The organism is Marinobacterium iners, assembly GCF_017310015.1.
GTDB classification, from domain to species: domain Bacteria; phylum Pseudomonadota; class Gammaproteobacteria; order Pseudomonadales; family Balneatricaceae; genus Marinobacterium; species Marinobacterium iners.
Genome location: NZ_CP022297.1, coordinates 3,111,537 through 3,137,717 on the forward strand (window position 1 = coordinate 3,111,537; position 26,181 = coordinate 3,137,717).

Below are 26,181 nucleotides of genomic sequence, written 5' to 3' on the forward strand. Positions count from 1 at the left end.
AAAAGTAAATTATGAAACTTCCGATAGCCAATATTTCTGAGCCTTAATTGCTCGGCTTTTCCATAGATTCCACGGACGGTCTACTTGTCCTTCGTTAGTTATTTGAGTCGCGCGTGCTTCTCCCTCAGATAAAAATTCGATTGGTCCAAGCCTGGACGCTTGAATCTGTAATTGTGCATTAACTTCGACATAAATAGCTCGATAGACAGCTTGCTTTAGGCTCGGTGCAACAACTGTAGAGCCATGGCCTCTCATAAGTACGAGGGTATTTTTTCCAAGAGATTGAGTTAATGATGCGCCAAGTGCTTTGCTAGTAACCAGCATATTTGAATCATTACCGGTCACATCGCGTATTTCGAATATAGGAACATGGGTACCTATGAAACCACTCATGTGGCATAGTGGCTTTAAGGGAGCGGACTTTACAACACTGAAGGGGACGATCGAGTGAGAATGACTATGAACAATCGCTTCGACATCATCTCGTTCCCGATATATTTCACTATGAATATAGCGTTCAAGATAGACCTTTCTAGAATCATCGTTTACAACTTCACCCTCCATGTTAAACTCAAGGATGTCTCCTTTGGTCACGAGACCTGGCGCCATGTTTCTTGCTAAGAAAAAATGATCTCTATTATTAGGATTTCTCACGCTAACGTGGCCAAAAGCATCTAAAACACCTTCGTTGAATAGAATTAAATTTGCAGATACCAAGTCATCGATAAGTTTTTCAATTTCTATATTATTCATAGGACTCTATTCTTTATTTTGATTATTAAATAGGTTTAATCCAATTCAAGATCAAGATCAAGATCAAGATTTAAATTTCAACATAATAATTATATTTCATTTGGATTTTCAATAAAATAAATAAATGCCAATATTCCAGCCACCCTCTAGGATATAAAATAATTATTGCTAACTAATTAGGAGACTATCTTATTATGATATATAGCCAGATGGACGGAGCACAGTTTTATTTACAATAATCATAGATCGGTATGTATAATATGACTGGATAATTTTTATAAGGGTAAAGCTGAAAAATATACTAATTTATCGTATATATGGAATATTTAGATCTCAGTAATGACATATCAACAGATAAAGAAAAATCCTGTTAACAAAGAGATATTTTACGGTTACTAACCACTCTTGATGGACTAGATAATTTATATTATTCTTTAGTCAGATATTTATTTATAATGTTTTTATAGAAAATTTATTTTTAAATTAGTTGGAGATTAGCCATTTGTGTAATCTCTTCGAGAGCCAAGGTGCGATTAGAGCAGTAGTAACCCCTGTAAGTACAGTGGCGACTAACAATAGACCAATAGGTTCTGCTACCTTCGACGTAATTGGCTTGAGCAGGTAAATAAGCACAATAAGAGCAGGGTAAACAGCGACTAAGCTAACCAACCACCGTTTCCACAGGCGTGGAGGCTTCGGGGGGATAGGAAGTCTAACAACAGGCTCAAACCAAATACTTGAGCCACAGGCCTGTTGTCTTGTTACGTCGAGTACGGATAATGCTTCAGTAGGATTAAGTATCGCCTTTCCATCTGAAGAAAGCTTCCATGATTCCAGGTCATCTTTACATTTAAACCTCAAAATACAAAATATTTCGACACCTTGGCCATCATCTCGACGCACTATATCAATAGACTCAAATCCAGCATGATCTTTCAACAAAAGATTCAATTGAGAGAGATGGGTGGCTAACCTATCAATTGCTGAGTGATTGATACGTAGAGAAACCAAATATGATGCTGAAGGAACTGTATCGTGCCCAACATCGAGTAAGTTATCATCCTTCATGCATTGAATGCCTATATATCACTCTCAGGATCAAATTGTAGGAAAAACCAGCGAGGTATGACCTGGCTGGTTTTCTCTTATATTTGCTAATAGCTAAATATAGTTACAAAGAATAGACCTCAGTAGTTGCGGGGTGGAACAGTTCATCTACAGATAGATGTCTTGAGCTCAGCCCCTGTTCGTAGTGGTTACGCAGGAAATATTCTAATGTTTTGACGTTAGGTGTGACCCCGTATGACCAAAGATCTTTAGACATTTTTTGCGTTACACCCAAAATATCTTCGACAAACGGCATCGTAACCTTAGTTGCCGAAGTATCCGATAGGGCGTCAAGTGCTATTGTTTTAGCTTCAGTGAAGGCTTTTAGAAGTGCTCCCGGTAACCATGGATGCTGTTCGGCTAGGCTGCGACGTACACCCAGAACGTGCATGATTGGGAATAACCCGGTGTCTTGATGCCATTGGAGTGCTGCAGACAAACCATCTTGCCATAAGCGACGGATCTGAGGATGGCCTTCATGGTAACAACGTGGCCATCTAGGACCAATGAAACCATCTATCTCACCATCGATTAGCATCTGATTCAGCGTGGAGCCTTCTGGTGCGTTTTCGATAGTCACGTTGTCTGGTAGATCCAGATTGATCTTTTCAGGACGTCCTGGCTTGTCCATCCCTCCACGTACCCAAATAATCTGATCAGGAGTGACACCTGCATCTGCAAGGATTGCTCTAACCCATACGTTTGCTGTCAGTTGATATTCCGCAATACCAATGCGACGGCCTTTGAGGTCTTGAGGTGTTTCTATTCCTCTGTCCGCACGAATATAAACAGAAGAATGACGAAAAGCACGGCTAAGGAAAACAGGAATTGCGATATATGGAGGGTTTTCTCTAGTCAACGAAACACAGTATGAACTTAAAGATATTTCTGAAATATCACATGTCTCGTGGCGAAATGCGTTAAAAAACATTTCTTCGGGTGACTGAAGAAATGTGATCGGATCGATACCGTCGATTTGTACGCGACCATCATGAATTGGACGAGTTCTATCATAGTCACCCATAGCTAGGGAAAGTTGAAGCTTAGACATTTTTTATCCTTTTTGGTAATTGAGTATGACTGCGTCACCAGTTTCACTACTTTTAAGTAGTGCATGACATATTTCGAGTGAGGCACGACCCCATTCACCATCTTGTAATGGTGAAGCTTGTTCACGTAGTGCTGTATAAAGCGTGTCAAAAACTTCTGCTCGTGCGGTTCTAAAGGGTGCTGGGTAGAAAATAGGGCCATCACAATACGTTATTTCTACACCGTTCGGAGTCAGACGTATGTCTCCGCGATCACCGAATACGAAAACCTGCCCAAAGTGCTCATGAGTTTTGGCTTGAGGACACGTTTCGAGTGATGTAAATCCACGTGACGACTTAAATTCTAACTCGTCTTCTATTGATTCTAATATTTTACGGGCATTCTTGAATTCATCCGGCTTGGGTATACCTAATTCAGAAGTATTCTCCATCAGCCGATCGCCGTCAAAATGTGCATAACCTGAGTACGTTAGGTTGGCATAAACACCTTCGCTGAAATCTATCAGCATGCTGTAGGCACCTTCCGTCGGTCGGTTTGTATCCCAGGCTCCACCTGTCCTTGCCGTGACTCGTTGAGCAGGGACTCCTGCCAAGCGACGCACAAGGTCTATTTGATGGACGGCTTGACTAAACACCACACCACCACCTAAGTCAGTTGAAAGCTCAGCGGCTGTTCTTGGACGATATAAAAAATCTGTGGCATAGAGCGCATGTATCATCCTTACACGCCCAATCTTACCTTCAGCAATTAGGGTTTCGGCAAGTTTAACCGGACCATCAAAGCTATGGCTAGGACCAACAATTATCTTTACTGCCGCTTTTTTTGCTGATTCAATCAATAATGATGCATCCTCTAATGAAACTGTCATCGGTTTCTCAATAAGGACCGCCTTACCGGCGTTTATAGCGGCTAAAGCATGCTCTTTATGCAATCCGTGAGGTGTTGATATATAGACCGCTTCTACATCCGGATCATTGACAAGGTCGGTGACATCAGTATAGGTCTTGGCACCAAAATTTTTTTCTAATGACTTCCGATGTTCAGAGTTTGGCTCTGCGGCAGCAACTAATATAATACCTGGGTGTGCGTGGATAGCAGGGGCCGATAGCGCAAAGGCCCTCCCTAAACCTGCCACCCCAAGGCGAACTGGATTAGATATCGAGGACAAGGCGATCACCTTTTGCTCGGGAGACACACAGCATAATTGTGTCAGACTTTTCGTCATCCATTAAAGCCAAATCACGATGATCAACTTCACCTTCCCTGTACTTACATTTACAGGTACCACAAGTTCCTGTTTCACAAGAGCTGGAAAAGTCGTGTCCATTAGCGCGCAGAGCTTCCAGAATCGTGTGATCTGCGGGGACGGTTATCGTTTCACCTGATTTAGCAAGTTCGACGGTAAATTCTGTATCAGTATCTCGAATGATTTCAACGGGCATGAACTCCTCAAAGTGAACTCGACCATCAGGCCAATGTCCCGTGCCTCCTTTCACCTCTTCCATTAAAGAGGTTGGCCCGCAACAATAGATATGCTCTTGCGTTGGATTCATCAATAAATCCCAAAAATCGAAAGCATTTGAACTATCGCCTTCGCTATAATGGATAATAATGCTATCTCCACAAAGCTCTTTAAGTTCATCAGCATATGCTGCTTTTTCATAGCTGCGGGCTAAATAAACAACTCTGAACTTCCTGCCCTCTACTTTTAGTCGTTGAGCCATAGAGTAAATCGGTGTGATGCCGATACCGCCGCCGATTAACAAAGCGTCGTGCTTTGGACCGAGTGGAAATTCGTTATCAGAAGTTTCTACATCAAGGACGGTTGACACTGTTGCTTGCTCATGCATCGACCTTGAACCGCCCCGTGAATTCAGCTCCTTTTTTATAGCAACCGTGTACGCGCTTAGATTGTCACCTGGATGAACTAGTGAATAGTAACGATGGGCTCCTGAGGGCGTGGTGATAGAAACATGCGAACCAGGTTCCGCTGGTGGCAACTGTTGCCCATCAACAGGCGTCAGTGTGAATTCTTCAATTTCTGGCGTAAGTGTGCGCCGAGCAGTCACTTTCAGCTTCATTATTTTTCTCTCTGAGTGTCGCTAAGTACATGAATCCTCTGTCAGAAATCCTTATATCGGATTACCCATGACCTGCATCAATGTTAGCAATCTAATTATTGCCAGTCAACAAAATTAGACCTCTAATTTTGTTGACACTGAAAGATTAGCTATCTATTATTTCGATGGTCGAGGGTAAGGGTGTGCTAGACATCCTTTCGCCTCTCATCGCATTCAGCAACAAGCCCAAAAGTGCTAACACATATTTGGCCAGCAAGGTCCTTAGTGCGTTTTAGCCAGTTATGTGAAGTAAAATAAAACGGAGAACGGCACGATGCTTACACCACAAGAAAACGAATTGTTAACTCATGTTATGCCAACGGACCCTATGGGGCGGCTTATGCGTCAGCATTGGACCCCTGTTTGCCTACTTGAAGAGGTAGAGGAGTGCGATGGAACACCAGTGCTTGTTGAAGCATTGGGTTCTCGTTACGTCGCATTTCGTGATACTGAAGGTCGAGTCGGACTCTTAGATGAGCTTTGTCCCCACCGCTTGGCTTCCTTGGTATTCGGCCGAAATGAAGATTGTGGTATCCGTTGCTTGTATCATGGTTGGAAGTTCGATGTAGAAGGCAATGCTGTGGCAATGGCATCAGAACCACCAGAAGTAGAAAAGTCTATGTGCTCTAAAGTGAAGCACAAATCTTATAAAACTATTGAATGGGGTGGTTTCCTTTGGGCTTGGCTGGGAGAAGGCAACGCTCCTGAATTCAAAAAACCAGCGTTTGCACCTAATAAAGACGTCCAGGTATCAATTCTAAAAATCCGCCTACCTTGTAACTGGGCGCAGGTTTTGGAAGGCCAGATTGACTCTGCGCACTCTTCTTCACTACACTCCTCCGATATGGTTCCTGCTAAAGTTGAGAGTGCTGCGGCTGATGACCAAGGTTGGTACCGTCCATCTACGGACAAATCTCCGCGTATGCAGTCTGCGAGAACCGATTATGGTTTCCAATATGCGGCGATCCGTCGTCCGATTACTAACGCATCGACTCATGACTATATCCGTATAACGCAATACGTTGCTCCGTACTATGCATTGATTCCGCCTAATACTTCGTACAACGTCGCGGCGGTTATCGTTCCAATTGATAACGAAAACTGTAATTTCCACTTCATCGCTTGGGGTAACCCAGAAACTACGCCAGATACTGATGCGTGGCGTAAGTTTGCTCGTGCAGTGCCAGGTATAGATGTAGATCCAATTACTTGGGCTACGGTGGGCACTATGGAAAACCGTTTTCGCCAAGATCGAACAAAAATGAAGGAAGGCGACTTTACAGGTATTGCCGGTATTCCAAACCAAGATATAGCAATGTGGGTTTCAATGGGAAAAATTGTTAATCGTACAGATGATATTCTTGGCTCTTCTGATTTGGCTATTGTGGAGTTTCGTCGTACCATGGTTGACGCTGCTCAGAGGGTTGCTGACGGCGAACCTGCCATTGGCACTAGCGAATCAATTGTTCAGACATCAATCGCTTCGTTCCAAGGCGTAGTACCGAAAGAGTCAGATTGGCGCGAACTTTGGAAAGATAACGTGTCAGCGGAATAGTAACCTCAAAGATTCTGTAAGGGAACCTTATTGGGCTTAGGCTTAATGAACCATAAACTTCATTAAGCTAATAAAAGCTCTAGAGACCCAGTATGGATAAAGTATCGTGCTGGGTCTTATCTTTAAAATTTTACTATGGGTCTTTCGATTTCATCTTACAAATAGATCTTTTTTATATATTTAAATGGCATATATAAAAATCATAACTTCATATCTAATTTAGCCTAATAGAAGATATTACTGGTTATTGCTAATATAAAATTAGGCATCATCATTATACTTTAGACCAAAGGGAGTTCCTGATTCCTGACTAGTTATTATCTTTCAAAAGATTAAAATACATATTCAATAAATATTTTCGAACAATTGCTATTTCCTCAGTTCCTATACCATCTTGAGCCACATCGTTTACTTCTTTTGCTAGAGGCTCAAGAGTCTCCCTCAGGCTTTTTCCATATTCAGTTAAATAAACCACTTGCCGTGGTTTCCCCTCAACGATAGGACGAAGTTCAATAAGACCTGCTGATAACATTCGCTTAACAACGGAGTTTGTTGTGGGGCCAGTAAGCCCAACTCGTTCACTTAAGGCTTTCTGAGATATCCCATCCTCATTCCATAGCTCACGTAAATATGCCCAAAATCCATGGTTAACACCGTAGGGAAGTAATCGCCGTTCTAATGAATTAAAGTACTGCTTAGAAAGCTCTCGAACGATGTGTGCCATCCTCTCATTTTTGAGGTCTGGCGCAGCATTAAATTTCTCTTCAGACATATTTTATATCCTGAAATCTCTCATAGCATCAGACCTGTAAACTTAGTTTTGACAGCCCTAGGCTTACAGGTGCTTTCACATATCAGGTTAGCTCAGTAATATTGCATATTTATATACACACGATCAGTCATCGTAGGATGCGATTATACATTCATGTATAATCGCATCGACAAATCGACGGCTTTAATATCTTTGGTAAGGGTACCCATTGATACGTAGTCGACACCAGCTTGTGCGATATCTATTAGTGTATCGTCATTTATACCGCCAGAAGCTTCGATTTTTGCTTTACCACGACTCAATTTTACCGCTTTTCTAGTATCTTCTAGTGAAAAATTATCCAGCATAATTATATCTACACCGGAATGGAGAGCTTGCTGCAGCTCCTCAAGGGTTTCAGTCTCAACTTCTATTAATTTATTTGGTACTAAAGTACGTGCAGCAGCTACTGCTTTACCGATGCTACCACAAGCTACGATATGATTTTCCTTTATCAAAAAAGCATCGTAAAGACCCATTCTATGATTTTTTCCGCCACCGCAGGTGACTGCATATTTTTGAGCCAATCTTAGTCCCGGTATCGTTTTTCGTGTATCGATGAGTTCCAGTGGGTTTCCACTAATTTTACTAACAAAGTATCTAGTTCTCGTTGCAACAGCCGACATTAATTGAAGAAAATTAAGTACTGTCCGTTCTCCAGTGAGGAGAGAGCGTGCGGGGCCTTTAATTTCTAAAATAAGATCATTGGCTTTGAGGATATCACCATCATTAAAGTACCAACGTAACTCAACTGAAGGATCAATTTGACGGAAGGTTTCAGTAACCCAAGGTGTTCCACACAGCACCGCATCTTCTCGTGTAATGATTTTCGCGAGAGCAGTTTGAGACTCGGGAATCAATAATGCGTTAATGTCACCACTTGCAACATCCTCAGTAAGAGCCGCACTTACATTTGTTGCTATTGCAATCTGTAACGCCATATTATCCAGTTCGTACACTATAAACCCCTTTCTATCTGATATTACACTATGGTAATTTTAGCAAGAACCTTGATGAGACATACTCGTAAAACTTCGACAGTGTTACTAGCTGTTAAAGTAGTATTTTTGTAATATACATTCTACCACATGAATTACATGCCAACATGAAAAATTAGATACATAACAATATATCTTAATTTCAGACATGAACCCAGCGATAAAATGACCAAAATACGAGAGAATGCCGCTACACACGATTGAGGACGCACCGATAAATCAGCAACTTACATTCACGAACAGCGCATTCAGCAATAAGCGCCGTCAGATCCCTACCTACGGAGAAGTTCCTGGGCCGAATGGACAAGCTGACCCTGTGGGAGGCGTCTCGAAACCGGCATGGAGCTTCACTATCCTAAGGCCAGTAGTGGCCGTCGGTCATACCCCTTACCAACAAGCCAGGATTCAAACAGAGTACCTAAAGGCTCCTATCTGTCTGTGCGAAAGTTGTGCATCCACTTCGGACCATCATGTGTCAGTACGGTTTTGTAGAAGCCCGCTGCCGCGGTCTAAAGAAGAACGGCAGCAAACTTGCGATGTTGTCCGCACTGGCCAACGCTGTGCGGGTGGACCAAATTGCCTGTACCGCCTGAGAAGGCGATTGTGATCGGTTAAAAGGCATGAAAAGTGCCAACTTTCCGCTTCTGAGGCAGTAACAACCACATTTCAAAGTCTTGAATCGGACTTATTCGCAGCTCCCTCGGTATTACAACAGTATAGATAGTTATTGGGGACAACTACATCGCGCACCTGAACATGACTAGTGGACTCATCACGTTAGTCCTCGCGGATGGTCGTGAGTCAGCATTGACTGTTATTAGCAGCACCGCTGGCCATCATCGGCCACAAGGACCATCCGCTTCGCCAACGCTACTCGCTCACACTTGAAAATATAGGCCTGTAAGTTGGGTTGTCCCGCTCACCGGGACACCCGCACGTGCATTTTTCGACACCCCGTTCAATGATCCCGGCAGCCGACAACCTACACGATTCGTTGAAACCAGCTCACAAATATTCATTCGCAAATTATTCCGTCTGTCCCTGATTTTGACCCATCAGCGCCAGGGCATATTCGGGGTTATACCCTACTCCCTAAGCCATACAAGTTGACCTATCGGACTTGCCCTGCGCCATTATTAACCCGGCGGCAGTTTCGATCGGAGCACCCCCTGCAATCATGGGGCTTACAGCCCGGATTTCTAGATCTAAATTGCCACCGGTTTAATACTGGCAGAACACACTAACCCAAGGCCGCTTTATCAAAATGCTGAATAAAGAGGCCTCACGTTATTCCGACATCTAAAAACTCTTAGCTTTGCAAAAATTGAATAGCGCAAGAGGTTATTCAATTACTCAAATGCATGGGCCGATGGTAGGTTTTGGTTCGAATGCAATGCGTCGGCGCAACGTTCCCTTAGCTGAGATCGATACCGAGGAGTTTGTCTGATAAGGCCCCTCCGACACCATCTACACAATCAATAACAACATCGCAGAGAGCATAATAATGAAAATAACACTCAACAAAACCGTTGCTGCTTTAACCGCATCCATTGCCATGACATCCGCTGCACAGGCCGCAGATGTTACGCTGCGTTTTGCACATTTCTGGCCAGCAGTTTCGCCAATTCACAAAGAAATATTCCAGGGTTGGGCGGATGCCGTAGAGGCTGACTCCAATGGCCGCATTGAAGTTGAAATCTATCCCGGCGCCACTCTGTCGAAGCCACCTGCCCAGTATGATGCTGTCATAAACCGTATTGCCGATATGACGGCTACGGTGCAGGGCTATACCGCCAACCGTTTTCCACTGACTCAGGTTGTCGAGTTGCCGGGGGTCGTCAAGACCGCTGAGCAGGGGTCCTGTGTCATTCAGTCACTCTATGAGGAGGGCCTGATTGCCGATGAGTACAAGGATACCCGTCCACTGTTTCTGTTCACCCATGGTCAGGGGCATCTGCATCTGAAAGGCAAGGAGGTACGTGAACCCGCTGATCTCGCGGGCTTGCGTATCCGTCGCCCCACTTTGGTAGTCGGGTCAATGCTGGAAGGCCTTGAAGCTCAGCCCGTAGGCATGCCTGCACCGAATTCCTATGAGTCCATGCAACGCGGTGTAATCAACGGTGTGTCTCTGCCCTGGGAAGGCGTGAACTCTTTCCGCATCAACGAACTGGCAGACTCTCACACCGAAATCGGACTGTATAGCCTGTCGTTTATGGTGACCATGAACAAGTCCGTTTACAACAGCATGCCTGATGACCTCAAACAGGTTATCGATAAGCACTCCGGCCTGGAGCTGGCCAAGCAGTCCGGCAAGATCTTTGATCAGGTTGACGAGTTGGGCCGTGCCGAAGCTGTTGAGTTGGGCCATACCATGATCACTATTGAAGGCGGTGCAGAAAACCCGGCATGGAAGCCGGTTTTGGATGCTACCACTGAAAACTACCTGCAAGAGCTCGAAGACAAGGGAATGCCGGCGCGCAATGTTTACAAGCGTGCCCTCGAGCTTTCCGAGCAGTGCCTCTAAACCCTGCGTTCAGGTAGGAGTTTGTAATGTCTGGATTTGCCCGTCTGGTTGATACCATCTGTCGAGGCATGCTGTGGATCAGTGCCATGATGCTGACCGTAATGATGCTGGTTGTACTGGCTGACGTTATCACCCGCGCACTGTTCAGGCTCACTGACGGCAGTTTCGATCTCACCTTCAATGGTGGGATCGAACTGGTCCGCTTTGCGCTGTTGTTTGCCATTCTCTACGCCTTGCCCTGGTGCGTTGATCGTTCACAGGTAGTGGTTGACCTGTTCACAGAAAACCTCTCCGATCGTTCTAAGGCAGTGCTCGACACTCTGTGCTTTGCCGGCTACACACTATTGGCACTGGGCATGAGCATCCGCTTCTGGCATGCGGTCGAATCATCGCACATCAGCGGCGAAACCACTCAGGATCTGATGTTTCCGATGTCCTACATTTTTGTTGCTACCCTGATCGGCACTGCCATGCTGGCATTGCGCTCACTTATGCTGACCGGCTCACAAATCGGTAAGGTAATGGGGTGTAAAGCATGAGCAGCTCCACTATAGGTTTTATCTGTATCGGCCTGATGCTGTTAATGCTGGCGATCCGCATTCCTATTGCCTTGACCATGGCTATTGCAGGATTTGTAGGCTTCGCATGGATCATCGCCTTTGACCCAGCCATGGCCATCCTCGAAAGCGCTCCTTTCGAAACATTAACCAATTACAACTTCAGCCCCATCCCAATGTTCATTCTAATGGGTGTGCTGGCCTCACGCTCGAACATGTCGAATCAGCTGTTCTCGGGGGCCCGGTCACTGTTTGGCGCATGGCGCGGCGGTATTTCGCTGGCGGCCCTGATGTCCTGCGGTATTTTTTCGGCCATATCCGGCTCCTCTGTCGCTACGGCGGCCAGTATGTCTCGTGTGGCACTGCCCGAAATGCGTAAGCACGGTTACGCCGACTCGCTGGCAACCGGCACCCTGGCCGCTGGCGGCACATTGGGCATCATGATTCCTCCTTCTATCGCCCTGCTGCTGTATGCGTTGATTACCGAGCAGTCTGTGGGTGACATGTTTATGGCAGGCCTGATTCCAGGCCTTCTGGGACTTGTGCTGTACTGCGTCACCGTTACCGTTTTGGTGCGTCTAAAACCTGAACTGGCTCAGCCGGGCGAAGCAACCTCCCTGATGCAAAAGCTGGCAGGGCTCAAGGGTCTACTGCCATTTACCAGTGTGTTCGTTATCATCATCGGCGGGATCTATCTTGGCCTTTTCACCCCCACTGAGGCAGCTGCAATAGGTGCGTTCTGTACTCTGATGATTGCCATTCAGCGCGGCATGCGCTGGACTGGTTTTGTCGATGCATTGAAAGAAACACTTGTCACCTCCGCCATGATCTTCTTCATGATTCTGGGCGCAGAGATTTTCGGCTTTTTCCTGAGTGTATCGCGCATCTCGTTTGAGTTGGTGGAGTATGTGGATGCTCTGAACCTTTCTCCCTTTATGGTGTTGTTCGCCGTTCTTGTGCTGTTCATGCTGCTCGGTTGTGTTATGGACAGTATCGCCATGCTGCTGCTGACCGTTCCTGTTGTATTCCCGCTGATACAGGCGGCTGGCTTTGATCCGGTATGGTTCGGTGTGGTTGCTGTCATCACCGTTGAGCTGGGGTTAATCACTCCCCCAGTTGGGATGAATGTGTTCGTAATCAAGGCCTTTGCCAAGGATGTGCCGATCGGATCCATATACAAAGGGGTAATGCCGTTTGTGCTGTCAGATCTCGTTCGCCTTGCCTTGATCATAGCCTTCCCTGTGCTGGCTCTGGGGCTGGTGTAACAGAACACCCTGGGCTTGAGGCTACCAATAACGGCCTCAAGCCCCTGTACTTTCAACCGGAGGCCTCACATCATGCATACGGCGGCTTCGTCTCGCCTATCGGGCATATCGACCTATTCACTCTACAGCGAGGCACCCTCTCTCAAAGATCCCGAGTTTTTCCATATCGAGGATATCAAGTCCCGTGCGCGCCTTTTCAACTGGAACATCGGAATTCACAGCCACCCGCGCATGTTCCAACTGGTTTACGTGCACAGCGGTGCTGTTCGCGCTCACCTTGACGGCCAGGAGCATGCCTTTGAAGGCCCCTGTCTCTTTACCATTCCTCCATCGGTCGCACATGGCTTTGAGTTCGAGCATGATGTTACAACCGGCTTTGTAATTACATTATCGCGGCTGTTAATAAGCGAAGACCGTATGGGGCGAAGCTTAAACCTTCAGGAAGAGCTGATGCGCTCTGCACACGCAATACTGTTATGCGATCACCAGGCAGATCAACGGTTCATTGACCAAACACTTGAACAACTCGTGTATGAATACAGTCATAACCAGCCGGGCAAACAGCAGTTGTTCGAGTGTCTGCTATTCTCGATCTTGATCAAGATGGGACGTCATTTACATGCCAACCGTCGTCAACGCAGTGTTAGCCAATATGAAACCCGTTATCAGCAACTGTGTGAACTGATCGAAAAGCACTACCGGGAACACCAGCCCTGTCAGTTTTATGCAGAGGCTTTATGTACAACCACTATTGGTCTTAACCGGGCATGCAAGGCGGTTGCCGGCAAGAGTGCCGGGGACTTGATTCAGGATCGTTTAGCGCTTGAAGCCCAGCGCATGCTGATCTATTCATCGGCACCTGTGTCATTGATTGCCTATGAGCTGGGCTTTTCTGACCCAGCCTACTTTTCGCGCTTTTTCAAACGTCGTATCGGCACCACTCCATCCGTGTTCCGTGAGCACCGCGAACAAAACTGAAGCGAACCCGCCCACACATTACGATGCTAACTCAGTGTTTGAAATGTACCTGCAAGCGTCGACTTTCTCCATTCATCGAGAGTGCTCTGTATTGAATCATAGTGACTGGGTGAACACCCCTTTCAACATGATCTAATATTATAAGAGAACGCCATGAAAACACTTCAGACTCAGGTAGCTATAATTGGTGCGGGCCCTTCCGGCCTGCTGCTCGGACAACTTCTGGCGCGCAAGGGAATCAGCAATATCATCGTAGAACGTGTAACTGGCGATTACGTCCTTGGCCGTATTCGTGCTGGCATTCTGGAACAGGGATTTGTCGACCTGGTACGTGAAGCAGGTGTAGCCGAACGGATGAATAGTGAAGGCCATGTGCATGAAGGCGTTGAACTGGTTGTCAACGGCGAACGCACCCGTATAAATCTGAAAGAACTGACCGGCGGTGATGTGGTCGTCTGCTACGGTCAGGTCGAGATTACGCAGGACCTGATGGAGGCACGGCAGGCTGCAAAACTGGACACCTACTACGAAGCCAGCGACGTTCAGCCCCATGATGTAAAGGGAGACAAGCCTTTCATTACCTTTACCCACGACGGTGAAGAGTATCGTCTGGACTGTGACTTCATCGCTGGCTGTGATGGCTTTCATGGCGTGTCACGTCAGACCATTCCCGAAGATGTGCGCACCGAACATGAACGTGTATACCCGTTCGGTTGGCTGGGATTGCTGTCCGATACCCCACCTTGCCATGATGAATTGATCTACGCCAAGAGCGAACGAGGTTTTGCACTGGCCAGCCAACGCTCCGAGACCCGTTCACGCTACTACCTGCAGGTACCGTTGACCGACAAAATCGAGGACTGGTCTGACGAAGCTTTCTGGGATGAGTTGAAGAAGCGCCTGCCAGACGAAATTGCCGCCAACGTAGTCACCGGCCCCAGCATCGAAAAGAGCATCGCCCCTCTGCGCTCTTTCGTCTGCGAACCCATGCAGTATGGCAACCTGTTTTTGGTAGGTGATGCTGCTCACATCGTCCCGCCCACCGGTGCCAAGGGTCTGAACCTGGCGGCATCCGATGTAGCCACACTCTATAAAATTCTGACACGCGTGTACGAGACCGGTGACCGCCGTTTCATCGAGCAGTACTCTGAAATAGCACTCCGCCGTGTGTGGCATGGGGAGCGTTTCAGCTGGTGGATGACCAACATGATGCACGACTTCGGTGACGAAGTGAGCAACAACGGTGTTGATGGCCTGATGTTCACACGCTTTATGGAATCCGAGTTTGATTACTACCTGAACTCCGAGAACGGTCGCAGGGTTATTGCCGAACAGTACGTAGGCCTGCCCTACGAAGAGCTGAAAGAGTATTAATAACAACGAGCGCATATCTGAAAGCATGCCTTTCAGAACTTATTTTTCATGAAAAAGGGGGGCAGGATAGTAATGCTATCCTGCCCCCCTTTTTTCAATTACCGGCAAGGGTCCTATTGCTGAAATCAGGCCTCCAGCAACACATTGCTGAAGAAATCACAGAACCCCTTGTAATCATCCAGTGGCAGTACCTCCGCCACATATTGATCCGGGCGTACAATCACTACACACCCCTGCTTTTTGTCGATACCGCGCATATCGTAGATGTTCTTGCCACCTCCGGACGATTCCGGACGGCTGTCGACACAGAATACCTTTTCGAAGTCGCGCAGACCGTACTTGCCCTTGCGCGGTGCCAGCACTGGGTGCAAGGTGTCGGTTTCAACCGCCTGATGGTGTTGCTGGAATACGGCACGTACGTCAATGACGGAATCCGCGTCGGCACCGGCCGGTGTGTACTTCTTCAGCGGCGAATTGACATCGTTGGCCAGGAACTCGCACAGCGCCCTGACGCCGCACTGATCGGACATCGGTTCAGCATTGCCGGCAAAGGCGTACACGCGGTAGGCACCATCGGCCAGATGGCAGTGCCCCAGTTGCATCGGCTTGGCGTCACCCTGACGCACCACCGGTGCAGAGTGGAAACGCTTGCCCACAGTCAGACCGGTTGCCAATGATTGATGCGCACCTTCGCTGACCATGATCGACGGACGGTACTGAATGGAAACACCGGCGGTGTACTTACCAAACAGCTGGAAGTAGCGCTGGAACTCGGCCGGATCAACACCGTCCGGGTTCTCGGCCGACTTCGGCTTGGCGCTAAACATGCGTGAAAACTCGCGGTCGAAATCGATCAATGCCTGACCGTACTCGCGACGCTCGTCGGAATAGGTTTTGAGGATATCTTCATTGGCCAGACCGGTCAGCACGTGCGCCAGTTTCCAGCCCAGGTTCCAGGTATCCATTACCGAGGTGTTCAGACCCTGACCCGCTTTCGGGCTGTGGGTGTGGCAGGCATCGCCGGCCAGGAACACACGCGGCATGTGGCCTTCGTCGGAATCGTCAAACGCGGTGGTGATGCGCTGACCGATTTCGTACACGCTCCACCAGGCAACTTCTTTCACGTCCAGGGTGTAGGGCTTCATCACACGGTTGGCAGCGGCAATAAGCACATCAGCTGTCATCTGATCACGGGCTACACGCTGGTTTTCGTTCAGCTTGTCCAGCTCGATATACAGACGCACCATGTAACCACCCTCACGCGGGATGATCAGCATGTTGCCTTCGTTGTTGGAGTGAATCAGTGACTTGAGACGGATATCCGGGAAATCGGTGTTGAGCAGTACATCCATCACGCCCCAGGCCTGGTTAAGCGCATCGCCGACCAGTTCCTTGCCAATGGCGGTACGCACGCTGGAGCGAGCACCATCACAGCCGACCACGTACTTGGCCTTGACGGTTTCCACCACTTGGCTGTACTGGGAGAAGTTCACCAGACGCTCGACTGTGGCGGTTACCGGATACTCACCGCCGTTGTGATCAATCTCCAGATCCAAAAGGCGACGCTGATAATGCGGCTCAACCTTGCTCGGGCTCTGGCGCATCACATCCAGGAACATGTCGTGCACGCGTGCCTGGTTGATGATCAGATGCGGCATTTCAGACAGGTCATCGGCCACATCCTGTACCTTGCTGCTGCGAGCGATCTGATCCGGATTGTCGGCATCCGGTTTCCAGAACGCGGCCTCATTGACCTGATAGGCTTCCTGGATGATCTGATCGGCAAACCCGTAAGCCTGGAACATCTCTACGGTACGGCAGGCGATACCATCAGCCTGACCGACCAGCAGACGATCATCTTTCTGGTCAATAATGGCAATATCGAGGCCGAACTTGGACAGTTGAGCCGCCAGATTCAGACCGGCAGGGCCACAGCCCACGATCAGGACATCAACCTGATCCGGCAGCGGGCGCTTGATCGGCGGTGCCACGACTGCATCCTGCGGATCATTGAAACGAGGGTCGCCTGGATGAAAACCATTAAGATGAAACTGCATTGGATGTTCTCCTCTATTTATTGTGCGAATCACTTTAAACAGATTCATCTATCAGTAAAAATAGGTTTTTAATACCAGACTAAAAGAAAACGCATATGAACCCCAATTTGCTGCAGCAACTGGCGATAGTCGTCAAACAGGGCTCTATCAGCCGCGCCTGCGAACAGCTGTACATTACCCAACCTACCCTGACACGCAGCATCAAACAGCTGGAAATGAAAGTGGGCGCCCCTTTACTCATCCGCACCCGCTACGGCGTCGAACCCACTGAGATAGGTGCACGACTGGCTCAGATTGGCGAGCGCATACTGGCGGAGTCGGAACATGGTAAAGAGATAATCAGGCAGTGGCACAGTGGTTACCACCACGAGTTCGTCATCGGCATCGATCCTTTGCTTGAGTTCGCGGCGGTCAGTCGACTGACATCCGAGCTACTGCGTGAGAATCGGTTTGTGTTTCATCTGCGCACCGCTTCCGCAGCAGCTCAGATCGAGATGTTACAGGAAGGCAAGCTTGACTTTCTGATTTCACACGCCCACCTGTCGGTGGCACAAAGCGCACTACAGCGCGAAATTCTGTTTCGCGACCGTACTGGCATCTTTGCCGGAAAGCTGTCAAAGCTGATAGGGCGCCAGCTGCCGATCTCTCGTGAAGAAATGGCACAGCACCGTTGGATGATCGCCGGTGCAAGTGCTGGCTTTCTCGATACCCAACGTGCACTGACAGAACCACAAGCCGCAAGAATGGCGCTGACCGGCAGTATCCGCTCGCTGCTGCACCTGCTCAACACCACCGATCTGCTGGTGCGTCTGCCGGCACGACTGACGTTGATGACCGGTGAGGTAGCACCGGAACAGATGATCAAGGTAGAAGGCCAACCAGGCCCCCGGCGCGACCTGGCACTCTGGTCACGAGTCGAGCAGGAGGGGCGCCCGGAAATGCTCAAGGTTCAGGAACTGCTGAGCCGGCTGATCACTGAGCTGGACCACGATACCCCCTGCTACGGGCTGGATCTTTGACATCATTAATTATCACAACGTGTTCGATTGGGTTCTGCAGCTCACGAGTATTGCCCGCACCAATATTCTGGCGCGGATCCAGGTACCTTTATCACTTTACTGTCGCTTTGCCACTCGAACGATTCCTGTTACCCTCAGCACGATATTCCAGCGCGAGCCCACCATGTCTGCCCCCTTTACCCTTGAACCCCGCAACCCCGAGCAGTTCCGTCAGGAAACCCGCAAGAGCAACCTGATTGTTATGGGTACCTTTGCTGTGATTGCCATGACTCTGGCTACGCTCAGTGTGAATTTTTTCGGTAACCCCGAGGGTGGCAACTTCCGCTGGAATCTGGCCGGCGTTATCGCTGGCATCATCGTTACCACCGCCATTTTCAGGCTGTTTTATATGAGACAGCCCTGGATGGAATCAGCCCGCTATAACTGGCGACTCAAACGCAGCCTGATGAGCCTGACTAACATCATTCACCAGCTTAAGGCGGGCGTTGAGGCACAAGACCCGGTGGCAATGAAAGCGATGCGTTTCTATCACCAGGGTCTGGAGCAGATGTATCGGCTCGAAAACCACGAAAGCGCTTTGGCCGACCTACTGCCGGAAAGCCGAGCGCACGCAGCCCGGCTTGAAGCGCTGGATATCGACACCGATCAAAGCACTTTTGATCCCGACTGGGTCGAACAGCTAAAAGCGGCCTATAAGAAAAAGCCCTGATGCTGGTCTGATTTCACTCCCTCTTTTACCCCCGCGCAAACACCCTTGAGTTGCGTTCGTTGCGGAAGGTGATCGGCGTGTACTCGCCGCTCTGTTCGGCAGCGGCACGGGCATCCAAAATTTTCTGATGATGCGGTGACTTGCTGCACACCGGGTCCGCCGCGTTCATGTCACCGGCCAGCATATAGGCCTGACAGCGACAGCCGCCCAGATCGTGCTCCTTCTCGTCACAGGAGCGACAGGGCTCCTGCATCCAGTCGTCACCGCGGAAGTGGTTGAAGCCGAAGGAGTCCTGCCAGATGTGGCTCAGGCTGTGGTCCTTCACGTTGGGAAATTCGATCGGCAGCATGCGGGCACTGTGACACGGCAGCGCAGTGCCGTCGGGCGTCACGGTGAGGAAGATTTCGCCCCAGCCGTTCATACACTTCTTCGGCCTCTCTTCGTACCTGAATCAGTGAATTCATCTGCTATTGCCGTGCCACCGCATTGAATATAACCACATTCTTTAACACCGCTCGATCTTATCCGGATTCTGCCGCCGCATCTGCGCTACTGCAGCATCATTCACCGTCTTCTCCGACGTTTTTTTGCTCTGAATGCTATCGGGAACCACAAAACATCCTGCCATGCATGGCGCTTTGTGGCTTGGCGGTTGAACGAGGTGAGTTAAGCCGAGTGGATCAGACCGACTCGTAGATGCAACCGAACGCCCTGAACCCGGGGCAATGTTGGCCAAAACGCAGGTAAAGACGGCGGCCGCTGCTGACCAGGCGGCAGGCCATATACATCAGCTCCTGCATGACGGTTTTTAGCCGCCGACGTTTGGCCGGATGACGCACCGGCGCATCCGGTCCCAGCAGTGCGTGCTGTCCCATCCAGCGCAATATGTTGTAGCCCAGTACGGCAAACACCATGACCAGGTCGTTGGTATCGAACTTCCCTGACGGCAAACGTTCGAGATCCAGATCAGTCTTGAACTCACTGTGGAACTGTTCGCTGGTGGCGTGATCCTGGTAGAGCGCAATCACCTTGGCATGATCCGCCGCGTCCGGCTTGAGCGAAGTCATCCAGCCTTCCAGGCTCACCTCGGGCTCCAGAAACAGCTGCCCTGTACTGTCACTGTGGCGCACCGTCACCTTGACGATCAGGCGGTCGTCAGTGCCATCCAGCGATTCGCTCACCAGCGTTTCCATTTTGCCCGGCCGGGTATGGCACCAGAGTGCGCCGGCAGCATGAGCCTTGTCCACCCAGGCCAAACCGTCTTGTGAGCGAGGGTTCCACTTGATCAGATAGTCCACCCCGTGCGTACGGAAGTACGCGCGGTTCTCGGCGGCATCATGGGCACTGTCAAGCCGTACCAGTAGCGGTGCATCGGTCAGCTGACGGACCCGAGGCAGCACCCGGTCGAGGGTGTGGATAAACTCCTTGTTGGCGTGTTGGTTACCCGGTCGCAGCTCACAGCCCAGACACCAGCCCTCCGTGCCCAGGTAGGCCGCGATGGGGGCGTAGCCGTCATGCCCCTTGTAGGTGTAGGCCACGCCCTCTTTTTTAGTGTTGCTGTTGTCCATGGGGAATACGTCTATATCCAGCGGCGCGTGACCGGTGGCAAGCGTGCCGACAGGCACCGACGCATTACACAGAAACTCGACACTGGCTTCATCCAACAACGGGATCAGTGCGCAGGCATCTTCATCAAAACGCTGACGCAGCCGAGCGGATGAAGGTGATTGCTTGATGCCCATGGCCGCTTTAAAGAAGGGGTCATGGCGTGCGTGCTCGACCGCTTCGAAGTCGCTCTTGCCAAGGCAAATCAACCCCAGGTAGGTGCGAATAAGATCGATGTTAGCGATGCCATGGCGCTTGACGATGGCGCGCGAGGTTTTGGCCAGGGAGGTCATTCTGTTGACACTGTGGCCAACCAGCGCCAGACCGCCGTGGGGTGTGATAATCTCGGTTTTGGACTGTTCCAGCTTGAAGGTACGCATAGTCAGATATCACTGTCTGGGTGAATCGAGAATGGCGTCCATATTACCGCCGCAGGCCGCGTGGTTACAGGTGTGTGGAGATGCGAAGCTGAGTTTTAAGTCACGGAATCAGGATAATGATTTTCATACATTCACCAGATCTTATAGTTATAGTCATGGCAAACTTACCCTTAATACGCTCTCTCTGTATTGCACAATCTTGATCGGTTTTAGTAGATTCCTGCAGCCCCTATTGCTTGCGCATGCCCCAGCCTGTGCCATGCTTGGAACACGCGATATTCAACGCTGAACAAACTACGCAAGGAGATCGTCATGAATACGCACACGATGGCCCGCTCACTGCTGGGTCTGGCACTGGGTCTGGGCCTCAGTGCATCGGTTTCAGCTCAGGGTTACGTGGGGATGGGCGCTGGTCCACACATGCAGGGGCAGGGACCGGGCATGATGGGCGGTTATGGTCCCATGATGGGATATGGCATGGGAATGGGAATGGGAATGATGCATGGCGGCCCGATGATGGGTGGTATGGGCATGATGCCCTGTCCGATGATGGGAGGCCTTCAGGGGGGTGCCGGATATGCCGTCGAGCTGGACGAAGCGCAACAGAAACAGATGAGCAAAATACAGGAGCAGCTCTGGCAACAGCAACAATCCCACATGCAGGAGATGCAGGCACACAAGCAGGAAATGATGAAGCTTTACCAGGACGGTCAGCCTGACAGCAAACAGCTGCTGCAGGCACACAAGCAGATGCAGGAACGTCAGCTGAAACTGTTTGAAGCACGCCTCAAGGCACAGGACGAGTTGACGGCTCCCCTCCCTGAAGAGGGTGTCGCGAAAGGGGTAAAGCCTTAAAATAAACCTTTTATCTGCCCGAGAGCTTACCGTGTCGACAGCATGTATGCCCACACCTGATGACAGGCAGTTCGCGCTTTTTCAGGCATTGCCTGCCTCGCCTCCTCCGCCCTCCCGTGTTACGACTGCATCGTCAGGACGGCGCTTCATACAAGGTGATGCCAAGGCGATTTTCCTGGGCATGACACCGCTTGAAGATCATCTACGGCTGTCAGGAATTAGCGCCCCTTTTGTAGTGGCCGACCTGTTGGATGACCAGGATTGGAAGCCCTTTGAGAATCGTTATGCAGCCACGGGGCGCGCCCCCTATGCGCCACGCGCGATGATGGGGTTGATTCTCTACGGGATCATGAACGGGGCTTCGTCGTTGCGCTCGCTGGAGCGGCTGGCTCGTGTAGACCTGGGGGCTATGTGGGTGACCGGAGGTATTGCCCCCGATCATGCCAACATCGGACGCTTTATCTGCCTGCATGAACAATCACTTTCAGAGGCGTTTTTCGAAGCGCTGACCCGCACCATTCTGGCCAGAATCGGAGCTTCGACCACATGCCTGGCAGGTGATGGGACAGTGATCGAAGCAGCCTGTTCTCACTACCGCCTGCTTAAAGACGAGGCGGTACGTGCTCGAGTCAGTAAAGCCCTGAAAGACCATCAACAGGCCTCTCCTGAGCAGCAGGATGAAACGCAGCAGCAGTTGGAGAAAGTGCAGGCCTGTGAAAAGGTTCTTGACGCGCGGATCGCGGCACGACGGCGCCACGGCAAGCGTGTCGATACGGTGCGCGTTAGTCCCACCGAACCAGAGGCCGCTGTACAGCGTCAGAAGCGAGGGCGCGGCTTTGCACCGGCTTATACGCCCTCCGTTCTGGCTAATGAGGTACGTATTATCGTGGCGCATGCCATAGATCCCACGAGTGAGACACGCGTGGTCGGAGAACTGCTGGATCAGAGTGAGCGCGTGGTTCCAGAGACTCAGCGCGAACTGCTACTGGATGCTGGCTATTTTGATGATGGCGTCATTGCGGCAACACTGGCGCGTGATGTCAGCCTGTTGTGCCCGCCCAAACCCAGCACCACAGACAAAGTGGGTGGCCTTTATCATAAAAGCCAGTTCGCCTACGATGCAGATCAGGACGTCTACCTATGTCCGGCAGGACAGCGGCTTCGGTGTATCAGTCATGCACGTGCATCGGCACGCACGCGTGAACAGTTCGTCTATGCGTGTGATCAATGCGCGGCCTGCCCACAACGCACGGCGTGTACCCGCTCTGCCCAAGGACGCCGAATCAAGCGTTACCCGGAAGATGAGGTCCGTCTGGCCCTGCAGCAGGTCATGACACATCCGGGTGCCCAAAACGTCTTTCGACAGCGCAAGGCCATGGTCGAGCCGGTATTTTCCGCACTACGTCAGCAGCAGGGTCTGACACGCTTCCGACGCCGAGGACTGGCGGGTGTCAAGCGCGAGTTTGCCCTGCATGTTCTGGCCTATAATGTGGCTCGCGCCGTCTCGCTAAGCCTTTATTGTCTTATCTGGGTTTACAGGTGGACATGTCTGAGGGACGTTTGCCTGGCTTGGAAAATGCTTTCGGCCGCACGGGTGCTCAATAGCGAAGCGTACCAGCCCGCGACATCGCCGAACACCTGCTGCCTAATGCCGCGCTAAGCGATTTGCGACACCCTCTGGAAGTCCGGGATATCTCGCGCAAGACGGATGAATAAAGTGCTGACCGAAGAGCAGCGCCAGCAGATGTGGCAGCTGCAGCGTCAAATGTTCCGTCCGTGGCAGTAACGCCCGTTTTGGCAACGGGCGCTAGACCAGCGTCCCGTTGCGATAGTCATTGATCGCCTGATCAATCTCTTCCGGCGTATTCATGACGAAGGGGCCGTATTGTGCAATCGGCTCGTTAATCGGTTGCGCCGCCAGCAGTAACAGCGCTGCCCCTTCCGGACCCGCCTGCAGCTGGATCAGCTCACCTTCACCCAGCTCGGCCGCCTCATGCAGATTCAACCCTGCATCGTACAGCTGTGCGCTACCTTCAAACAGATACACGAATCCGGCTCTGTCATCCTGCAGGGGCACACTGAACGTGGTATTGGCCGGCAACCTCAAATCCAGCATCAAAGGAGCTCGACTGATGCCGCTGACGGGACCCGAATAGGTCTGTCCGTTCAGCGTGATATCGCCTGCGATCAGTTTCACACGCACCCCTGTCTGCAAGTCCTCAATATTGGTGATCTCTTCGGCTGCAAATTCCTGGTATCGCGCCGGAGTCATTTTTTCGGCTGCAGGCAGATTGATCCAGAGCTGAAAACCGCGCATCAGGCCCTCCTGCTGCTCCGGCATCTCTTCATGGATAACGCCACGTCCAGCGGTCATCCATTGCACGCCTCCGCTGCCCAGTACAGCCTCATTACCCAGATGGTCTCGATGGCGCATCTGCCCATCAAGCATGTAGGTGACGGTCTCGAAACCGCGATGAGGGTGAGCCGGGAAGCCGGCAATGTAGTCGTCCGGGTTATCGGAGAAAAAACAGTCCAGCATCAGAAAAGGATCGATACGCTGGCCGGGAGACTGGCCTACACTGCGCAGCAGACTTACACCGGCACCGTCACGGCTGGGGCGGGCGGTGATACGGCGCTTAATGGTACGGTCGGTCATCTCAAGACTCCTCGTGCACGGGGCAACGCTGATATGAATGGAATGACCCCATTATTGTATCTACCATGCAGATCAGGAATAGTAAAAAACAGCGATTAAAAATCAGTTTTATTGATAATCAGGAATCAACCTTCCCACGCATCGACTTGATATTGCCGCGCTGCTTTTTCTTCTCGATCCGCTTGCGCTGTGAACTTCGAGTGGGTCGTGTCGGGCGTCGCGCTTTCTCCACCCGCGTCACGCTGCGGACCAGTTCAACCAGCCGTTGCAGCGCATCTTCGCGATTCTGCTCCTGAGTTCGGTACTGCTGCGCCTTGATCACGACCACCCCATCCTGAGTGATGCGGCTGTCGTTGGATGCCAGCAGCCGCTCCTTGTAGAACTCCGGCAGGGAAGAGGCACGGATATCAAAGCGCAGATGGATCGCACTGGCGACCTTGTTGACATTCTGACCGCCGGCGCCCTGGGATCGAATCGCATTGAGCTCGACTTCACTGTCGGCAATACTGACGGCATTGGATATCTGTAACACTTAACGCTCCTGCTGTTCAGTACGAATTACCGCCAGCGAGACCATGGCCTGAATGGCCGCGTCAGATTCACGGGCCGTCGTCAGAGTCAATTGCAGTTGCTGCAGCGCTGCTGGAGCCGCCCAACGCCAGGCTCGCGTGTATGCCTCTCCGTTGAGTGGAGTATATGTCGATTCATCCAGCACCTGCTGTACTTCCAGCGGCTCCGGTGCCGTTTTGGCCAAAGTGGCAAACCAGCGGCCGGTACTGTCCGGATCAGCTCTGCGCGCCATCACCGCACAGAGATTGTCGCCGGCCGGAAGTGTGAGCACAAACTGGCCGAACTGACCTTCATAGGGCACCGGCCAGGCATCACCTTCACGCCCCTGCAAAAAAGGGGCTGCCTGTTGCACAGACAGTTTGGGCAGCCCCTGCTCTATTAGATTCGCCCTCAACGCACCATAATCATCAAAATGCTTCAGGCAGAACGACATGTACACTTTCTGCAGAAACAGGGCGCGCTCTTCAGCATGAGCTGTAGTCGGTATCAGCATCAGGAGGGTTAGCAGCGCCGAAGGCAATTTCAATGTCACGGGTGTAATCCTTGCTTAAATGTTTGACACCAGTTTGAACGCTGGCAACAGGTCAGGCAAGCCGCATAAACCTGACAACCCTGATGTTATCTACTAGGCTGCAGGGCATAACAATAAAACATGCATTTTGCAGGGATATTAACGCCATGTTCTGGATCAAGGCACTGCTGATACTGACACTGGCCGGGCTTGGCATCGTGGTCAGCTGGGCGGTGACGGATACCGCGCTCAACATGACATCTGACCAGCAGTTCTGTGGCAGCTGTCACAGCATGAAGCCGATGCAGGCTTCCTTTCTGCGCGATCCCCATGGTGGCCGCTCCACCACTGGCGTGCAGGCATACTGTTCCGACTGTCACCTGCCCCATGACAACTATGTCAGCTATCTGTTTCAAAAAGCCCGCAGCGGTGCCTGGGATGTATGGATGGAGTTTGTCGTCGGCGCCGAAGACGTAGACTGGCATGCCAAGCGGCTGAGAGCGAGTGAATATGTCTACGATTCCGGCTGCCTGAAATGCCACAACAACCTGCAGTCCGGCTCTGAGCTCGACAACGCCCAATTCGTCGCTCACAAACCTTACTTTCTCGGCACTATCCAGGACCAGTGTGTCGATTGCCACCGCGTCGGTCATACCGACCTGGAACGCTTCCTGCCCCCACCCCCGCAACTCTCGCCCATGCCCGCGACTGAAGGATGAGGAACCCG

Annotated in this window: 24 protein-coding genes; 11 read left to right on the forward strand and 13 right to left on the reverse strand. The window is 50.6% G+C overall.

Translation table 11 applies throughout. The features are described from left to right. Nucleotides 1-9: 9 nt before the first annotated feature. The 5 genes from CFI10_RS15000 to CFI10_RS15020 form a co-directional block, all read right to left on the reverse strand. Nucleotides 10-753 carry a class II aldolase/adducin family protein gene (locus tag CFI10_RS15000; protein ID WP_206835830.1) on the reverse strand — a complete coding sequence of 248 codons (744 nt, stop codon included), beginning with the start codon at nucleotides 751-753 and terminating at the stop codon, nucleotides 10-12. A 483-nt stretch (nucleotides 754-1,236) separates the two neighbouring features. Then, nucleotides 1,237-1,821, reverse strand: coding sequence for a putative antibiotic biosynthesis monooxygenase (locus CFI10_RS15005; protein ID WP_206835833.1), 585 nt, complete (start codon nucleotides 1,819-1,821; stop codon nucleotides 1,237-1,239). A 103-nt stretch (nucleotides 1,822-1,924) separates the two neighbouring features. Continuing rightward, the gene (locus CFI10_RS15010; protein ID WP_206835835.1) at nucleotides 1,925-2,911 is read right to left on the reverse strand and encodes an ABC transporter substrate-binding protein; all 987 of its coding nucleotides are present in this window, start codon (nucleotides 2,909-2,911) and stop codon (nucleotides 1,925-1,927) included. Between the two features lie 3 nt (nucleotides 2,912-2,914). Beyond that, entirely contained in the window at nucleotides 2,915-4,105 is a 1,191-nt protein-coding gene (locus CFI10_RS15015; protein WP_206835838.1) for a Gfo/Idh/MocA family oxidoreductase, read from the reverse strand. Then, the gene (locus CFI10_RS15020) at nucleotides 4,062-4,991 is read right to left on the reverse strand and encodes a PDR/VanB family oxidoreductase (RefSeq protein ID WP_206835842.1); all 930 of its coding nucleotides are present in this window, start codon (nucleotides 4,989-4,991) and stop codon (nucleotides 4,062-4,064) included. The genes CFI10_RS15015 and CFI10_RS15020 overlap by 44 nt, the downstream gene beginning before the upstream one ends. A gap of 313 nt (nucleotides 4,992-5,304) precedes the next feature. Here CFI10_RS15020 and CFI10_RS15025 point away from each other — a divergent pair, with 313 nt between their 5' ends. Next, on the forward strand, nucleotides 5,305-6,585 hold the full coding sequence (locus tag CFI10_RS15025; RefSeq protein ID WP_206835845.1) for a Rieske 2Fe-2S domain-containing protein: 1,281 nt from the start codon (nucleotides 5,305-5,307) through the stop codon (nucleotides 6,583-6,585). A gap of 310 nt (nucleotides 6,586-6,895) precedes the next feature. Here CFI10_RS15025 and CFI10_RS15030 read toward each other — a convergent pair whose 3' ends face one another. Then, nucleotides 6,896-7,357: a MarR family winged helix-turn-helix transcriptional regulator gene (locus CFI10_RS15030; RefSeq protein ID WP_206835848.1), complete on the reverse strand. Its 462-nt coding sequence runs from the start codon at nucleotides 7,355-7,357 to the stop codon at nucleotides 6,896-6,898. 143 nt (nucleotides 7,358-7,500) lie between these two features. Beyond that, entirely contained in the window at nucleotides 7,501-8,337 is an 837-nt protein-coding gene (gene nadC, locus CFI10_RS15035) for a carboxylating nicotinate-nucleotide diphosphorylase (protein ID WP_206842211.1), read from the reverse strand. A 1,561-nt stretch (nucleotides 8,338-9,898) separates the two neighbouring features. On the opposite strand from nadC, the gene CFI10_RS15040 reads away from it, so the two are divergent. From CFI10_RS15040 to pobA, 5 genes are all read left to right on the forward strand, one after another. Next, nucleotides 9,899-10,918 (forward strand): TRAP transporter substrate-binding protein, encoded by a 1,020-nt coding sequence (locus tag CFI10_RS15040; RefSeq protein WP_206835851.1) that lies wholly within the window; start codon nucleotides 9,899-9,901, stop codon nucleotides 10,916-10,918. Between the two features lie 26 nt (nucleotides 10,919-10,944). Then, a complete protein-coding gene (locus tag CFI10_RS15045) occupies nucleotides 10,945-11,457 on the forward strand; it encodes a TRAP transporter small permease (protein WP_206835854.1) in 513 nt (170 codons plus the stop codon). Next, a complete protein-coding gene (locus CFI10_RS15050) occupies nucleotides 11,454-12,740 on the forward strand; it encodes a TRAP transporter large permease (RefSeq protein WP_206835857.1) in 1,287 nt (428 codons plus the stop codon). Before CFI10_RS15045 ends, CFI10_RS15050 begins: the two co-directional genes overlap by 4 nt. 72 nt (nucleotides 12,741-12,812) lie before the next feature. Next, the gene (locus CFI10_RS15055) at nucleotides 12,813-13,718 is read left to right on the forward strand and encodes a helix-turn-helix domain-containing protein (RefSeq protein ID WP_206835860.1); all 906 of its coding nucleotides are present in this window, start codon (nucleotides 12,813-12,815) and stop codon (nucleotides 13,716-13,718) included. Nucleotides 13,719-13,871: 153 nt separating this feature from the next. Next, entirely contained in the window at nucleotides 13,872-15,092 is a 1,221-nt protein-coding gene (gene pobA / locus CFI10_RS15060; protein ID WP_206835863.1) for a 4-hydroxybenzoate 3-monooxygenase, read from the forward strand. Nucleotides 15,093-15,217: 125 nt separating this feature from the next. On the opposite strand, the gene CFI10_RS15065 is transcribed toward pobA, so the two are convergent. Beyond that, nucleotides 15,218-17,149: an FAD-dependent monooxygenase gene (locus CFI10_RS15065; RefSeq protein ID WP_206835866.1), complete on the reverse strand. Its 1,932-nt coding sequence runs from the start codon at nucleotides 17,147-17,149 to the stop codon at nucleotides 15,218-15,220. A 95-nt stretch (nucleotides 17,150-17,244) separates the two neighbouring features. On the opposite strand from CFI10_RS15065, the gene CFI10_RS15070 reads away from it, so the two are divergent. Both CFI10_RS15070 and CFI10_RS15075 read left to right on the forward strand, forming a co-directional pair. Next, a complete protein-coding gene (locus CFI10_RS15070) occupies nucleotides 17,245-18,168 on the forward strand; it encodes a LysR family transcriptional regulator (RefSeq protein WP_206835869.1) in 924 nt (307 codons plus the stop codon). Nucleotides 18,169-18,187: 19 nt separating this feature from the next. Next, the gene (locus CFI10_RS15075) at nucleotides 18,188-18,877 is read left to right on the forward strand and encodes a DUF3087 family protein (RefSeq protein ID WP_242530014.1); all 690 of its coding nucleotides are present in this window, start codon (nucleotides 18,188-18,190) and stop codon (nucleotides 18,875-18,877) included. A gap of 25 nt (nucleotides 18,878-18,902) precedes the next feature. Here the strand turns inward: CFI10_RS15075 and CFI10_RS15080 are convergent, their stop codons facing one another. Next, a complete protein-coding gene (locus tag CFI10_RS15080) occupies nucleotides 18,903-19,298 on the reverse strand; it encodes an SPASM domain-containing protein (protein WP_425270405.1) in 396 nt (131 codons plus the stop codon). A 259-nt stretch (nucleotides 19,299-19,557) separates the two neighbouring features. Continuing rightward, entirely contained in the window at nucleotides 19,558-20,862 is a 1,305-nt protein-coding gene (locus tag CFI10_RS15085; RefSeq protein ID WP_206835870.1) for an IS1380 family transposase, read from the reverse strand. A gap of 312 nt (nucleotides 20,863-21,174) precedes the next feature. Here CFI10_RS15085 and CFI10_RS15090 point away from each other — a divergent pair, with 312 nt between their 5' ends. Next, nucleotides 21,175-21,717, forward strand: coding sequence for a periplasmic heavy metal sensor (locus CFI10_RS15090; RefSeq protein ID WP_206835871.1), 543 nt, complete (start codon nucleotides 21,175-21,177; stop codon nucleotides 21,715-21,717). Between the two features lie 46 nt (nucleotides 21,718-21,763). Next, nucleotides 21,764-23,377 carry an IS1182 family transposase gene (locus CFI10_RS15095; protein ID WP_242530015.1) on the forward strand — a complete coding sequence of 538 codons (1,614 nt, stop codon included), beginning with the start codon at nucleotides 21,764-21,766 and terminating at the stop codon, nucleotides 23,375-23,377. 147 nt (nucleotides 23,378-23,524) lie between these two features. Here CFI10_RS15095 and CFI10_RS15100 read toward each other — a convergent pair whose 3' ends face one another. From CFI10_RS15100 to CFI10_RS15110, 3 genes are all read right to left on the reverse strand, one after another. Next, nucleotides 23,525-24,373 carry a pirin family protein gene (locus CFI10_RS15100; RefSeq protein WP_206835879.1) on the reverse strand — a complete coding sequence of 283 codons (849 nt, stop codon included), beginning with the start codon at nucleotides 24,371-24,373 and terminating at the stop codon, nucleotides 23,525-23,527. A gap of 118 nt (nucleotides 24,374-24,491) precedes the next feature. Then, nucleotides 24,492-24,905, reverse strand: coding sequence for an alternative ribosome rescue aminoacyl-tRNA hydrolase ArfB (gene arfB, locus CFI10_RS15105; protein WP_206835881.1), 414 nt, complete (start codon nucleotides 24,903-24,905; stop codon nucleotides 24,492-24,494). After that, complete coding sequence (locus CFI10_RS15110; protein WP_206835884.1) at nucleotides 24,906-25,475, reverse strand: NMCC_0638 family (lipo)protein; 570 nt, start codon at nucleotides 25,473-25,475, stop codon at nucleotides 24,906-24,908. It abuts the gene before it with no gap. A gap of 146 nt (nucleotides 25,476-25,621) precedes the next feature. Between CFI10_RS15110 and CFI10_RS15115 the strand changes: the two genes are divergently transcribed. Beyond that, nucleotides 25,622-26,173 (forward strand): cytochrome c3 family protein, encoded by a 552-nt coding sequence (locus CFI10_RS15115; RefSeq protein WP_206835887.1) that lies wholly within the window; start codon nucleotides 25,622-25,624, stop codon nucleotides 26,171-26,173. The last annotated feature ends 8 nt before the right edge of the window (nucleotides 26,174-26,181 follow it).